The 14,210-nt window shown below is 60.5% G+C and carries 15 protein-coding genes; 4 read left to right on the forward strand and 11 right to left on the reverse strand.

From position 1 onward, the window contains the following. Position 1: 1 nt before the first annotated feature. Entirely contained in the window at positions 2–1,012 is a 1,011-nt protein-coding gene (gene cmoB, locus MHM37_RS12760; RefSeq protein ID WP_139527089.1) for a tRNA 5-methoxyuridine(34)/uridine 5-oxyacetic acid(34) synthase CmoB, read from the forward strand. 16 nt (positions 1,013–1,028) lie between these two features. On the opposite strand, the gene MHM37_RS12765 is transcribed toward cmoB, so the two are convergent. From MHM37_RS12765 to MHM37_RS12780, 4 genes are all read right to left on the reverse strand, one after another. Next, complete coding sequence (locus MHM37_RS12765; RefSeq protein ID WP_139527088.1) at positions 1,029–1,703, reverse strand: zinc metallopeptidase; 675 nt, start codon at positions 1,701–1,703, stop codon at positions 1,029–1,031. A gap of 169 nt (positions 1,704–1,872) precedes the next feature. Then, positions 1,873–2,991 (reverse strand): phosphatase domain-containing protein, encoded by a 1,119-nt coding sequence (locus tag MHM37_RS12770; protein WP_139527087.1) that lies wholly within the window; start codon positions 2,989–2,991, stop codon positions 1,873–1,875. Continuing rightward, entirely contained in the window at positions 2,991–3,554 is a 564-nt protein-coding gene (locus tag MHM37_RS12775) for a type 1 glutamine amidotransferase domain-containing protein (protein WP_139527086.1), read from the reverse strand. The genes MHM37_RS12770 and MHM37_RS12775 overlap by 1 nt, the downstream gene beginning before the upstream one ends. A 108-nt stretch (positions 3,555–3,662) precedes the next feature. Further along, on the reverse strand, positions 3,663–4,544 hold the full coding sequence (locus MHM37_RS12780; protein ID WP_139527085.1) for a helix-turn-helix transcriptional regulator: 882 nt from the start codon (positions 4,542–4,544) through the stop codon (positions 3,663–3,665). Between the two features lie 168 nt (positions 4,545–4,712). Here MHM37_RS12780 and MHM37_RS12785 point away from each other — a divergent pair, with 168 nt between their 5' ends. The 3 genes from MHM37_RS12785 to MHM37_RS12795 are packed head-to-tail and all read left to right on the forward strand — an operon-like array spanning position 4,713 to position 7,006. Then, positions 4,713–5,417: an ABC transporter permease gene (locus MHM37_RS12785; protein WP_139527084.1), complete on the forward strand. Its 705-nt coding sequence runs from the start codon at positions 4,713–4,715 to the stop codon at positions 5,415–5,417. Further along, entirely contained in the window at positions 5,414–6,151 is a 738-nt protein-coding gene (locus MHM37_RS12790; RefSeq protein WP_239296928.1) for an ATP-binding cassette domain-containing protein, read from the forward strand. Before MHM37_RS12785 ends, MHM37_RS12790 begins: the two co-directional genes overlap by 4 nt. 39 nt (positions 6,152–6,190) lie before the next feature. Beyond that, a complete protein-coding gene (locus tag MHM37_RS12795) occupies positions 6,191–7,006 on the forward strand; it encodes a substrate-binding domain-containing protein (protein WP_239296927.1) in 816 nt (271 codons plus the stop codon). Positions 7,007–7,064: 58 nt separating this feature from the next. Here the strand turns inward: MHM37_RS12795 and MHM37_RS12800 are convergent, their stop codons facing one another. From MHM37_RS12800 to MHM37_RS12830, 7 genes are all read right to left on the reverse strand, one after another. Continuing rightward, positions 7,065–8,651 (reverse strand): ABC transporter substrate-binding protein, encoded by a 1,587-nt coding sequence (locus MHM37_RS12800; RefSeq protein WP_239296926.1) that lies wholly within the window; start codon positions 8,649–8,651, stop codon positions 7,065–7,067. A gap of 38 nt (positions 8,652–8,689) precedes the next feature. Next, positions 8,690–9,580, reverse strand: coding sequence for a homocysteine S-methyltransferase family protein (locus MHM37_RS12805; protein ID WP_239296925.1), 891 nt, complete (start codon positions 9,578–9,580; stop codon positions 8,690–8,692). A gap of 88 nt (positions 9,581–9,668) precedes the next feature. After that, positions 9,669–11,114 carry a sulfate adenylyltransferase subunit CysN gene (cysN, locus tag MHM37_RS12810; RefSeq protein ID WP_239296924.1) on the reverse strand — a complete coding sequence of 482 codons (1,446 nt, stop codon included), beginning with the start codon at positions 11,112–11,114 and terminating at the stop codon, positions 9,669–9,671. Next, positions 11,114–12,073 (reverse strand): sulfate adenylyltransferase subunit CysD, encoded by a 960-nt coding sequence (gene cysD, locus MHM37_RS12815; RefSeq protein WP_239296923.1) that lies wholly within the window; start codon positions 12,071–12,073, stop codon positions 11,114–11,116. Before cysD ends, cysN begins: the two co-directional genes overlap by 1 nt. 189 nt (positions 12,074–12,262) lie before the next feature. Beyond that, on the reverse strand, positions 12,263–12,997 hold the full coding sequence (locus MHM37_RS12820; protein WP_239296922.1) for a phosphodiesterase: 735 nt from the start codon (positions 12,995–12,997) through the stop codon (positions 12,263–12,265). Positions 12,998–13,036: 39 nt separating this feature from the next. Beyond that, complete coding sequence (locus tag MHM37_RS12825; RefSeq protein WP_239296920.1) at positions 13,037–13,483, reverse strand: DUF1249 domain-containing protein; 447 nt, start codon at positions 13,481–13,483, stop codon at positions 13,037–13,039. A 9-nt stretch (positions 13,484–13,492) separates the two neighbouring features. Next, positions 13,493–14,143, reverse strand: coding sequence for an NUDIX domain-containing protein (locus MHM37_RS12830; RefSeq protein ID WP_153842808.1), 651 nt, complete (start codon positions 14,141–14,143; stop codon positions 13,493–13,495). Between the last annotated feature and the right edge of the window lie 67 nt (positions 14,144–14,210).

Below are 14,210 nucleotides of genomic sequence, written 5' to 3' on the forward strand. Positions count from 1 at the left end.
GGTGGCGCTACTCCCCGACGATCATCGCGTGCTGTATCAAGCGTTTCTGGACCAAGCGGCCCAGGATGCCTCGCTGACGCCTTGGCTGGCCAAACTCCCCGAGCAGCTCGCCAGCGGACTGGACCGCCAGCGCCACGGCGACCTCTCTGCCTGGGAAAAAGCCGTGGCCAAACTGCCGCCGCTGCCGGACGAGCGCCGTGTGGATTTGAACAGCGATACGCTGACAGTCGAACTCGAGCTCACCGACAGCCAGCAGCGCCAGTGCTTCAACCTACTGCGCAAGCTGGCCCCATGGCGCAAAGGCCCGTTTAGCCTGGGGGGTATCGAGATCGACACCGAGTGGCGCTCGGATTGGAAATGGCAAAGGGTTTCCCCGCATCTGGCACCGCTTAAGTATCGCAAAGTGTTGGATGTCGGCGGCGGCAGCGGCTATCACGCTTGGCGGATGGCGGGTGCAGGTGCCGCTTTCGTGTTAGTGATCGACCCATCGCCGCGCTTTTACTGGCAGTTCCAGGCAGTGCGCCATTTCGTTGGCAACGCCGACGACGGCCGCACGCAGTTTCTGCCGGTGGGTATCGAAGACGTACCGGAGAACCTGGGTTTCTTCGATACGGTGTTCTCCATGGGCGTGCTTTACCACCGTCCCTCGCCGCTCGAACACCTGCAGCAGCTAAAAGACGCTTTGGCCCCCGGCGGCGAGCTGGTACTGGAAACCCTGGTGGTGGAAGGCGACGAGCAGACCGTGTTCGTCCCCGGCGAGCGTTACGCCGCCATGCCTAACGTCTACTTTCTGCCCTCCTCCAAAGCGCTGTGCCACTGGCTTTCGCGCTGCGGCTATACCAATGTGCGGGTCGTTGACGAAGCAGTGACGACACTCGACGAGCAGCGCTCCACCGAGTGGATGACCTACCAGTCGCTGGCGGACTTTCTCGACCCCCATGATCGCAGCCGCACCATCGAGGGCTATCCGGCGCCGCGCCGGGCGGTGATTCTGGCAAACAAGCCGACGTAGGCAATCTCAGCGTCGCCTAACGCCGGAGAATCACCAGCCAGCGGCCTAGGTTCATCACGCTGGCCAGTGACGCGGCCACGTAGGTAAAGGCGCAGGCGGTGAGAACGTGGCGGGCACCGGCCATATCGGCGGGAGGGACGTACTCTTTGAGCAGAGGCAGCGCACGATTGAAGCTGGCATCGAACTCCACCGGCAGCGTGACGAGATGCACCAGCGCCGCCGTGCCGAAGCTGATCACCGCCATGGCAATGACCATGGCCAGCCCACCGGGTAACCGCGTGAGTAGGAAGAGAAAAGGCGCGGCCATCATCAAAATGGCGCCCAGCTTTTCGGCTTTTTGCGCCAACGTGACCAAGCGGCTGCGAGCCAGCAGCGGCGCGTAGCCTTCATGGTGCTGAATGGCATGACCCACTTCATGGGCAGCAACGGTCACCGCCGTGAGCGAGCGGCCATCGTAATGGTCGGGGGTCAAGCGCACGCAGCGCGATTCGGGGTCGTAATGGTCCCCCTGCTCGGTACGCTCGACTCGCACGCCCTCGACGCCCAAGCGGCGCAGCAGATGCTCGGCCAACTCCGCGCCGGTGCCCGGGTAGTCGTCACGCCCACGGGTATGGCGCTTCAACACCCACTTCGCCCACAGATTGGGCAAGACGAAAATGGCCAGTGCCAATACGACAAGAAGAATCAGCATCGCAACACCGCAGACCTGCCAGTTAGGAATACGTCAGCATCACCCTATCGATGGGTAATGAGAGGACCGTTCGAGTAGCGTTTCGTTATTCGAATAGGGTTTTCGATAATAGTTTTCGAGAATCGCTCTTCGAGATTAGTTTTTATCACGAATGGCGGGGAAACACAGCTTAGGCAGGCTCGTTGCGATGCGCTTCCACATCACGCTGAACGGCCTGCAAGCCACGCGCCGAAATATCGCCTTGGGCGTGGGCGTGTTCGGCAATCAAAATGCTATCTGCCGCCAGAACGAGCTCACACTCGGTATGGGCTAACTCATCGCGCAAGCGCTGAATGGCGGCCTCCCGCTGTGGATTGTTATCGACACGACGTATGTATATCGATTTGATCCGATCCGGGTAGGCTTTGACGACCTCCGTATAGACTTCGGGGTCATGTTGACCGCTGTCACCAATCAAGATGCAGGGCATGTCGTCGTATAACGCCAGCATACGATCGATGAGTTCTCGTTTGTGCGCTTCCGCTCGGCGGGGCCATGGTTTGCGCCAGGAGATGCCCCACTCGCGCAAAAACAGTATTGGCCCAATCGGAATCCGGTTCATTTGGAAAAAGGCTTCCAGCATCTCATAAATAGCCCAAGGACCCCGGGAGACGTATAGGATCGGGCGTTCACCCTTTTCGGTTCGGCCACGGTAAAGCGCTTGGTAGAGCGACGCCACACCGGGAAATGCCGTTCGGCGGTGCGGCTTACGCACGAACAACCGATAGAGCATTTTGAGCTTTTCCGCGACACCCGTGAACATCACCGTATCATCGATATCGCTAATCACTAGCAGATCCGCTTCAGGAGGCGGAACATAGACCTCGACACTGGTACGAACGGGTGGGTGTCCCTTGGCGCGCACCAAAATATCGGCGCGGTGCCAGGAAACGTCGACCGGCAAGGGCGTCTTGATAGGCAAGTGAGCATCAAAGTAGCCGTCGCGGTCGGTGGTCAAGCAGAGCTGGTTGTCGCCAATTCGTAGATCGACCTGGGCATTGGCGAGGCCACGACGAAAGACACGACGCGCCACATCGGCGGTATCGCGCAGCACGCCGCGCCTAGGAATGGCGCGACCGAGTGCCGCTTGGCGGAACACTCGGCCCATAACGAAAACTTCCTGCTGGGAGCCATAGCCACGATAGGGATGTACCATCACCCCACTGCGGCCGCTGTCCCGCTTCATCGGTTTTGCAATGACGTGGGCAAGCCTTTTGGCGAAGCTTGCCCACTGGTGGTACCACGCCATTAAGCGTGCTGACCTGAATGCCGCCCTTCCTGCAGCTCCTCCAGCAGTTTGGCGTTGAAGGCGTCCAGATCTTTAGGAGTACGGCTGGTCACGAGACCGCTATCGACCACTACCGGCTCGTCGACCCAGTTGACACCCGCATTGCGCAGGTCTTGGGCGACGCTGGGCACGGAGGTCATCTTGCGCCCGTCAACAACGCCTGCATTAATGAGAATCCAAGGCGCGTGACAAATGGCAGCAACGGGCTTGCCCGCTTGAAAGAACGCTTTGACGAAGCTCAGCGCGTCTTCATTCAAACGCAGCTCGTCAGGGTTGAACAGGCCGCCTGGGAGGACCAGCGCGTGATAGTCCGACTCGTGGGCATCGGCTAGCGCCTTATCGGCATCGTAAGTATCGCCCCAATCGGTTTCGGCCCAGGCGCGAATGCCCTTGCCTTCCGGGGACACGACATGCACCTCGACACCTTCTTTTTGAAGCGCTGCGCGAGGCACGCTCAGCTCGGACTCTTCGAAACCGTCGGTGGCGAGAATGGCCACGCGTTTACCGTTCAGTGCTTGATTCATCATGCTCTCCTTTTCGTGATGAGTGTGCGTTTACAACGCCTCTCCCAGTGTGGCGCATCTTATACAATCGTCAAGCGCAGATACCGAAATCGTCCAGCCGCTAGGCGCTTAAGCGTTGTACAACACGCGACCCAGCAGGCGCACATCGTAACCGCTCAGCGTACTGGCCCGCTGGGCAAAACGGGCCGTACGGGCAAACGCAAAGAGCGCCTGTACGGCAGGCTCGAAATAGCTGCGTCGATGCATCACTACATCGAACGACTCCTCTACGAGCGGGATGAACGCCAACTGCTGGCGCTGTGCCGCGGCCTGCATACCAAGGCCGACATCGGCATCGCCCTGAGCGATGGTCAGCGCCAAGTCGTCTTCGCTGAGCGCAGGGTGCGCCGCCCATCTCAAGGCTTCCGGCGGGATGCCCGCCTGCTCTAGCAAGCAGCTCAAGAGTTGCGCGGCCCCGGCACCCGGCTGGCGATGGGCCAGCACGGCTTTGCGCTTGGCAATGTCGTCCACCGATTGAATGCCCAGCGGATTACCCGGAGCTAACAGCAGGCCCTGGCGTCGTGTGGCCCAGTGCAATACGATCAAATCGCGCACGCCCCCAAGGCCCAACGCGGCCGGTTCGTTATAGCGCCCGGTAGCTGCGTCCAGCAAATGAATTCCCGCCAGCATCGCCTTGCCCTCCAGCAAGCGGCGCACGCCGTCGCCACTGCCCTGACACAACGAGGCCAGATCGCTGCCACTTTCGCGCACGGCCCACTCCAACAGCGGGTCCTGGCTGCCCACCAACACGGGCGGCGGCGGCTGCCGCTGCGCTTGGTCGCCCTCCAAGTGGCTAAGCACCCACATATCGATGTGCTGCCGAGGAAACAGCAGCTTTCCCGTAGCCCGGCTGCAGGGAATATGACCTTGTCGGACGAGGTCGTACACCTTGCGCTCTTTCAAACGCAAATAGTCTGCCACTTCAGCGGTGGTCAAATAGTCGTTCGGCATGGTTCATCCTGCATCCAACTGCGTATGACTGCATATATTTCAGCAACCAATGCATTACATCAAGTAAACGTACACTATGCAGCTTGACGAACATGCTGAATTTTTCTCTTTATTCCGCGGCAATCGCACTGGCGTGTGCGCAACCCGGTGCTATTGAATCAGGTCCTTATGGCAGCTAGTGATAATCCTTTCTACACGGCGCTCACGCTGATTCTGAGCATGGACTCGAACTTGATCGACATCGTGGCGCTTTCGCTGCAGGTGTCGCTGAGCGCCGTGCTGATCGCCAGCGCTTTGGCGCTGCCGGTGGGTGCCGCGCTGGCGTTGTGGCGCTTCCCTGGTCGCAACGGCATGATCGTGGTGCTCAACGCGCTGATGGGGTTACCGCCGGTCGTGGCGGGTCTATGCGTCTATTTGATGCTCTCCAGAGCGGGGCCGCTGGGATCGCTTGGCCTGCTGTTCACACCCAGCGCCATGGTGGTTGCCCAAGTCATCCTGGTCTTTCCCATTATCGCTGCGCTGACACGCCAACAAGTGGAAGCCTTGCACCACGAGTATGACGAACAGCTTCGCTCACTCGGGCTAACGCCGCTACGCATGATGCCAACCCTGCTGTGGGATGCACGCTTTGGCCTGCTGACGGTCGTTTTGGCTGGCTTCGGCCGTGCCAGTGCCGAAGTGGGTGCGGTGATGATCGTCGGTGGCAATATCGATGGGGTGACGCGCGTGATGACCACCAGCATCGTGCTGGAAACCAGCAAGGGCGATCTGCCGTTGGCACTCGGCCTGGGCATCATCCTGCTGGCGCTGGTCACGTTGATCAATGCGCTGGCCCATGCGGTCAGTGAAGCGGCCAAGAGGCGATTAGGATGAACGCACCGCTCACTTCCTCCTCTCTCACCCCACTGGCCGATGTGCCAGCCCTACACTTTCAGCAGGCGAGCTTTACCCACCGCGGCCACGCATTGTTGGTGCCGACCACGCTCACGCTGTCTGGCTGTCAGCGCACGCTCATCATGGGGCCCAACGGAGCGGGTAAAAGCCTATTCATGCGCTTGGCCCACGGGCTGCTCAGCCCAAGTAGCGGCCAAGTCCGTTGGGAGGGCAAGCCGCCGGTGCAGGCCATGGTGTTCCAGCGGCCGGTTCTGCTACGCCGCTCGGTGATCGATAACTTGCGCTATGCGCTGGCCGTCAAAGACGTGCCACGCCCAAAACGCCAAGCGCTCGCCCTACAAGCGTTGGAAAAATTTGGCCTTGCCGCACTGGCCAAGCGCCCTGCCCGGGTGCTGTCGGGCGGCGAACAGCAGCGTCTAACCCTGGCCCGCGCTTGGCTGCTGAACCCCGCCGTGCTGTTTTTGGATGAACCGACCTCGGCCCTCGACCCTGCCGCCATCAAAGCCGTCGAGGACGCGGTCAACGAATTTCACCAGAGCGGCACGCGCATCGTGATGACGACCCACGACTTGCACCAGGCGAAGCGGCTCGCCGATGACGTGCTGTTCATGTATGGCGGACAGGTATTGGAACACACCCCCGCCGAGCGTTTATTCGACGCCCCGACCTCTTCCCAGGCCAGGGCGTTCATCCGGGGCGAGCTGGTTTGGTAAGCCCCACCCAGCGTTGAACAAGACCCAAAGGAGCAGACCGTGAACAAAACCACCACGCTAATCACCGCCAGCGTATGCACGACCGCCTTGGCCTGGAGCGCTTCGCTACTCGCGGATGACGATTTCATTACGCTCGCCTCTACGACCTCGACCGAAAACTCAGGACTGTTCGACGCCATCATTCCCACCTTCACCGAGGCCACCGGCATCGATGTGCGCGTGGTGGCCGTCGGCACCGGACAGGCGTTCGAAATCGGCCGCCGTGGTGATGCCGACAGCCTTCTGGTACATGATACGGCAGGCGAGGAGCAGTTCGTGGCGGAGGGTTACGCTACGGAGCGTTTGGACGTGATGTACAACGACTTCGTGATCGTAGGACCCAGTGACGACCCGGCGGGCATCAGTGACAGCGAGAGCGTCGCCGACGCCTTTGCACGTATCGCCGAGAGCGAATCACCGTTTGCCTCACGCGGCGATGATAGCGGTACGAACCGCGCCGAGCTGCGTTTGTGGGAAGATGCGGGCGTGACGCCCCAAGGCGAGTGGTACCGGGAGCTGGGCAGCGGTATGGGCCCGACATTGAATACCGCTGCGGGTATGGACGCTTACACCTTTACCGACCGTGCCACCTGGGTCGCGTTCGATAATCCGCAAAACCTCACGCTGCTGTTCGAAGGCGACGAGGCGCTGTTCAATCAGTATGGCAGTCTACTGCTCTCGGAGGAGCGTCATCCGCACTTGAAGCACGATTTAGCTGCCCAGTGGCACCAGTGGCTGGTCTCTGAGGAAGGCCAGCAGGCGATTGCCGACTTTGAAGTAGACGGCCAACAGCTGTTTTTCCCCAACGCTGAGTAAGCCTATCGACAAAGCGCCAGCCCGCATTGAACGGGCTGGCGCAGGAATCACCCTCGGTTCAACTGGCGATCCACATCTTTTCGACCGAGCGAGTCGCTACTTCTCCCGGCACGTCGACATACCCCCGCACGTTGGCGCGATTGGCCGAAATCGAATCCATATACAGCGGTGCCACGGTGCTACCCTCCTGCTGATAGAGTACCTGAATGTCATGGTACATCTGACGCCGCGAGGCCTCGTCCTGTTCGCCGCGCGCCGCGATGATCAATTGATCGAGCTGCTCATTGGCCCAGCGCGCTTCGTTCCACGGCGCGTTGGATAAATTGACCATGGAGAGATAGGCATCCGCCGTAGGGCGGCTCGACCAACCGGACGCGCAGAATTCGTGCTGACGCCACACTTCCGACCAATAGCCATCGGCGGGTACGCGATTGACCTCCAGCGGGATGCCTGCGCGCTGGGCCGACTGCTGATACAGCTCCGCTGCCGACACCGCCCCTTCGAAGGTAGCGCCATCCGCAGTGCTCAGCCGAATGGGCCTGTCCATACCCGATTGACGCCAATGGTGAAGCGCTTTGTCAGGATCGAAGGCGTGGCTGGGCAGGTCGGTGGTGAAATAACGATTGCTTGGGAACAGCGGCGTATCGTTACCTACTTGGCCATAGCCTTGCACCAGCAGATTCAACAGCTGCTCTCGGTCGAGGGCGTATTTCATGGCCAAACGAACGTCTTTGTTATCGAAGGGCGCACGATCAGCCAAGCCAGGAAACGTCACTTGGAAGCTGCCCGAATTACGGTTGATGGTGAGCGATGACGCGCCCTCCAAACGGCTGACGATGCTCGGCGTCACGCGGTTGACGAAGTGCACCGACCCACTCATCAGCGCCGCCACCCGGGCGGTGGCATCGTTGAAGGCGCGGGTTTCGACGCTATCGACGAAGGCACGATCCGACTTCCAGTAGTTGTCGTTGCGCTTGACCAGGGTACGCACGCCCGGCTCGAAGCTTTCCAGCACGAACGGCCCGGTGCCGATGCCCTCATCGAAATTGGCACCTGCCGGCGTGATGGCAAAGTTTACCTCTCCCAGCAAATACGGCAGATCCATATTGGGGGCAGAGAGCGTCATGACCACGTCGTGGCTGCCACGGGCGGTCAGCTCGATGATCTGCTCCATGTAGCCCTTCACCGCCGAGGGCGAGTCCTCGGCACGGTGATGGTTCAGCGAGTACACCACGTCCTCCGCAGTGAGGGTCTTGCCGTTGTGGAACGTCACCCCTTGCCGCAGGGTAAACACCCAGTGCGTCGCATCGTTCGTTTCCCAAGACTCGGCCAAACCGGGCGCCAGCGACCCGTCATCGTGAAGTTCGGTCAGGGTGTTAAACAGCTGGCGCCCCACGTGGTACATGTACTGCTCGAAGTAATAGGCCGGGTCCAGGCGGTCGCTGGTGGAGGCATTGTCGATCGCCAAAATGAGATGCCCGCCGCGTTGCGGAGTGACCTCCGTTTGCGCGCTCGCCCAGCGTGGCAGCAGTAGCCCGCCCAAAGCGCTGGCAGACACCGACAGCGCGGCGGAGCGCTGCAGAAACTGGCGCCGTGTCACGCCTGCCGCACGCCCCTCACCGGGCAAGTTCGTTGCTTTCTTCATGGGGTGATTCATCCTCTGCAATCAATAACAACCAGCGATTAGCGACGTACCGCGTCGGCCAACTTGGCAATATGCTCCGGGCCAATGCCACAGCAGCCGCCGATCATGGTGGCCCCAGCCGCCTGCCAGCGCTTGGCGAAGTCGGCGTAGGCGTCTGGCCCTAGGTCATCGCGCATATCGCTCACACCGGCATTGGCGGCGATGCGGTTGCTCTGCGGCACGAAGCTATTGGCGTACACCCCCAAACGCAGCGTGGCCCCTTTGGCGTCCATGGCCGCCTGCGCCTGGCGTAGCGCCTCTTCCATTACCTCGGCTTGGCTACAGTTGAACAGCAGCGCCTCGCCACCCGCCTCGATCACCGCATTCACTGCCGCCTCCACCCCCTCGCCGGAGCGCAACGCGCAGGGCAGCTCGCCGTTTTCGTCGGCGTCTTGCAAGGTGAACGAGAACCAACGCGGACGAGGATCGTTCCCCAGCGCAGTGGCCACCGCTCGAGCCTCCTCCGTGGCGCTCAGCGTCTCTGCCAGCCACACGTCCACGTAAGGAGCCTGCCCTTCGATCAGCGTCGCCAGCAGCTCGGGCGCGCGCTGGGCATCGAAGAGCGCTGGCTGGTAGGAGCCGAACAGCGGCGGTAGCGAACCGGCGACGGTCACTGCCTCCCCCGCCACGCTGTCACGCGCCAACTTTCCCGCCAGCGTCGCCAGTGCCAGGCCGCGCTCGGCAAAACACGCCTCGCCAATATGAAACGGCACGACGGCATAGGCATTGGTGGTAATCACCTCGGCGCCCGCTTGGATGAAAGCGCGATGCGCTTGGGTCACACACTCGGGGGCTTCCATGAGCGCCAGCGCCGACCACTCCGGCTGGCGAAACGGCGCTCCCAGCCGCTTTAACTCACGCCCTAAACCACCGTCCAATAGGGTTAACATCGACTCTCGCTCCTTGGTGTCTCGATTCAGCTTTACCTAAAAGTTGACGCCGCAGAGCGGCGTCAACAAGGGTTCAATGGGGGCAGTGTTAGCGTCCCAGCAGCGACCCAATATCTTTGGCTTCCCAATGCGGGAAATGTTTACGCACCAGGGCGTTCAGATCGCGCTCGAAGGCAGCCCAGTCGGTGGTCACCGCCTGCTCGCGAGCGTTCACCACGCCGCGAATCATACCCGCGCCCACGGTCACGTTGGTCAGCCGGTCGATCACGATGAAGCTGCCGGTGCCTGGGCTGGTGCGATAGTCGTCGACGGGGATAGCGGCGGTCAACTCCACCTCACAGCGGGCAATGACGTTGAGGCTCAACGCATCGGTGGCATGCTTCTCCAGCGTGTTGACGTCTATCTGGTACTCGATGGCGCTGACCTGTCCCGCCAAATCCCGGGTGGCCAGCTTGATGTCGTAGAGCTTGCCGGGCGTGAGGGCATCTTCGTGCATCCACACGATATCGGCGCTGAAGACGTTCGACAGCGGAATCTCGGCATCGGCGCTGACGATCCAATCGCCGCGGGAAATGTCGATCTCGTCTTCCAGGGTGACGGTCACCGCCTGGCCGGGATAGGCCGCATCCAAGTCGCCGTCGAAGGTCACCACGCGCGCCACACGGGACGTTTTACCGGACGGCAGCGCCTTGACCGCCTGGCCTGGGCGCAACACTCCTGCCGAGAGCGTGCCGCAGTAACCCCGAAAGTCCAGGTTCGGGCGATTGACGTACTGAACAGGCAGACGCAAGTCGGTGAGGTTCTGGTCGCGGGTGATCTCGACGTTTTCCAGCAGTTCGATCAGCGTTTTGCCCTCGTAGCGCTGGCCATCCTCGAAGTACCAGGGCGTTTGCTCGCTGCGGTTGACGACGTTGTCGCCATTGAGCGCCGACATTGGCACGAAGCGGATGTCAGGCGCCTGCAGGTTGGTGGCGAATTCGCGGTACTCGTCGACGATCTCGTTGAAGCGCGCTTCCGAGAAGCCCACTAAGTCCATCTTATTGACCGCAATGACCAAGTGCTGAATACCCAGCAGGTCGGCAATGAAGCTGTGGCGACGTGTCTGGGTCTGCACACCGTAACGTGCGTCGATCAAAATGATCGCCAAACTGGCCGTCGAGGCGCCCGTGGCCATGTTGCGGGTGTACTGCTCATGTCCTGGCGTGTCGGCAATGATGAACTTGCGCTTGTCCGTCGAGAAGAAACGATAGGCCACATCGATGGTGATGCCCTGCTCGCGCTCGGACTGCAAGCCATCCACAAGCAGTGCCAGATCCACCGTATCGCCGGTGGTGCCGCTGGTTTTAGAGGCCTGGGTGATGGCTGCCAATTGATCCTCGAAGATCATCTTGGAGTCATGGAGCATCCGGCCGATGAGGGTAGATTTACCGTCATCGACGCTGCCGCAGGTAATGAAGCGCAGCAGGTCTTTGTTTTCGTGCTCGTGCAGATATTGCTCGATGTTATCGGCAATTAACGTCGATTGGTGTGCCATTAGAAGTACCCCTCACGCTTTTTCTTCTCCATGGAACCGGCCTGGTCGTGGTCGATGGCACGGCCGCTGCGCTCGCTGGTTTTGGTCAACAGCATCTCCTGGATGATTTCCGGCAGCGTGGCGGCCTTGGACTCCACCGCGCCGGTGAGCGGGTAGCAGCCCAGGGTTCGGAAACGCACCCACTTCTCTTCAGGCACTTCGCCAGGCGCTAACGGCAGACGGTCATCGTCCACCATGATCTGCATGCCGTCGCGCTCGACCACCGGGCGTTTGGCGGCGTAATACAGCGGCACGATCGGAATCGACTCGAGGTAGATGTACTGCCAGATATCCAGCTCGGTCCAGTTGGAGAGCGGAAAGACACGAATCGACTCGCCTTTATTGACCTTGGCGTTGTAGACGTTCCACAGTTCGGGGCGCTGGCTCTTCGGGTCCCAGCGATGGTACTTGTCCCGGAAGGAGTAAACGCGCTCTTTAGCGCGCGATGCTTCCTCGTCGCGGCGCGCACCGCCAAAGGCGGCATCGAAACCGTGCTTGCTCAAGGCCTGCTTGAGCGCCTGGGTTTTCATGATGTCGGTGTACTTGGCACTACCGTGATCGAAGGGGTTGATATTGGCCGCCCGCCCCTCCTCGTTGGTGTGCACGATCAGCTCCATGCCCGCTTCTTCCGCCATACGGTTGCGGAACGCGATCATTTCGCGGAATTTCCAGGTGGTGTCGATGTGCATTAGCGGGAACGGCGGCGTGCCGGGATAGAAGGCTTTGCGCGCCAGGTGCAGCATCACCGAGGAGTCTTTACCGATGGAGTACATCATCACCGGATTGCTGAACTCCGCCGCCACTTCTCGAATGATATGGATCGACTCGGCTTCGAGCTGCTTCAAGTGGGTCAGTCGGGCAGCATCTGGTGCGCTTGGCACCTGTTGCGACGCCGCCGACGGCGCAGAAAACTGGTTCATTACCTACTCCCTCACAAAACGGTGCTTGCGTTTATTAGACGGCTTTTCAAGGAAGCCTTTGCAAACAGGTACGACTGCCCAATGCGCACGAAACGCAAAGCGGGCATTTGTGGGTAGGGTAACGCCAGGTCAATAATAACCCAAAAGAATTAATAACTATCTTTTTAGAACCATAATGCCTAACAGACGCTAGACGGCGACGCGCTCCACCCAGGTCTGCCACTCATGGCCGTGAATATCGACGATACGATAGCCAGGGCGCGACGCTTCATCGATGGCAAACGCCTCTGCGCCCGGCAGAAACTGGTCTGACATGGCCGGGCAGCCGTAGACCCCGATATCACTGCCTGCCACTGGATGAAACTGCGCATAGGCTTGATGGGCATGGCCAAACAGAATCATCTTGACCTGCGGGTAAGCACTCAACCGCTGCCAAAACGCCTCGCGGTCTTGCAGGCCGATGGCATCCATCCAGGCAGCCCCCACATCCACCGGCGGGTGGTGCATGGCAATCATTGTCGGGCGATCGTCGTGCTCGAGCCGCTCTGCCAGCGCGCTCAGGGTATCGCTCCCTAACTCGCCGTGGGGCTTGCCGACGACCTGGGTATCGAGCAACAGCAAGCGCCACTGATCCAGATCCACTTCGTCGAGCAGCGGCTGCTCGGCACTCATCAGCTCTAGCTGATCATGGTTACCCGGTATCCAAAACCACGGACAGGGCAGCGCACTCAGCGCTTCTCGGGCGTGGGCATAGGACGCGGCAGTTTCGTCTTGGCTGACATCCCCTGTGAACACGACGACGTCGGGTCGCTCGGCAGCAACGGCTTCCAATACGCGCTGGAACTGCTGCCACGGAATTCCCGCGCGGGAGCGCGCCCGCTTATCTGCATGTAAGTGTGAATCGGTGATTTGGATAAGCCGCATTCACCTGGCTCCCTTGACCTGAATCGTGTACGACGTGAATTAACGTAGTTCGGGTATGTCCACAGCATGCCCATGGGCAAGGCCGTGGGCCAACCATTCGCCTAGGAAGCAATTGAGCTGAAGCTTCTCGTCCGGCTGGTGCATACGGGCGTTGGGATAGCGGTAGCGGCCGCTGAAGTGGCGTTCGCGCTGAAAATCGATGACCTCCGCCATACGCACATCATGATAGAGATGTACCCGCATGCGCGGCCCTTCGATGACGCTATCCAGTGGCCCGCTCTGGGTCACTTCCACCAGCGTGGTGTAGGGCGCTTGCTGAAGAATGGTGAGATGCAGATCGCCAAAGTGCTGGTGGTCGCCACGCAGGGCGATATCACGGCGCTGACCGCTCTCCATATCCCCCACCAGACGAAACAGGCGCAAATAGTTCGCGCTGCACTCGCCCTGCAGGGTTTTTAAATCGGTAACGTAGGCGGCTCTTGCCATGATGACTCCTTACTGGGTTCGCTTGGCGTCCGTCGTCGAGAGGGCGGCGCGTTGCGAGGCGGCACGCAGTGATGCCCGCTGCCCCGCCAGCCAATGCAGCCCAATCAACGACATGGCGTTGTCGAGTCTTCCCTGCTCTAGGAGTTCCCAAGCACGAGTAAACGTGACGATATGCACGCGGATGTCTTCGTGCTCATCGTCCACGCCATACACACCGCCTAGCCCTTGGGTATCCACTAGGCCGCAAAACAGCGTCACACGCTCGTTGCAGGCGCCGGGGCTAGGGTAGTAGGTGTGCAATTTGGTCAGTTGCCCTACTTGGCAGCCGGCCTCTTCCACCGCTTCGCGTCGAGCAACGTCCTCCAGGGATTCCTCTTTATCCACGAGACCCGCGACGAATTCTAATTTCCACGGAGAGGCGGGGTCATCGATCGCCCCGGCGCGAAACTGCTCGACTAGCACCAGCGCGTCACGGTGTGGATCGTACAAAAGCACACCGACCGCATCGTGGCGGTGATGCACTTCGCGGCGCATGGCTTTGCTCCAGCCACCCTCGAACAAGCGATGGCGCAGCTCCAGCGCTTCCAGGCGAAAGAAACCTTGATAGAGGGTATCGCGTTGGATGAGCTCGACATCCTCACGACCAAGCGTAGGGCCCATACGGCACTCCCGGTGTTCACAATCGTCCTATTATCAATGCTGCTCACCGGGAATGCCAATGCGGTGA

This window comes from Halomonas sp. MMH1-48 (assembly GCF_022348105.1).
In the GTDB taxonomy this organism is placed as follows: Bacteria; Pseudomonadota; Gammaproteobacteria; order Pseudomonadales; family Halomonadaceae; genus Vreelandella; species Vreelandella piezotolerans.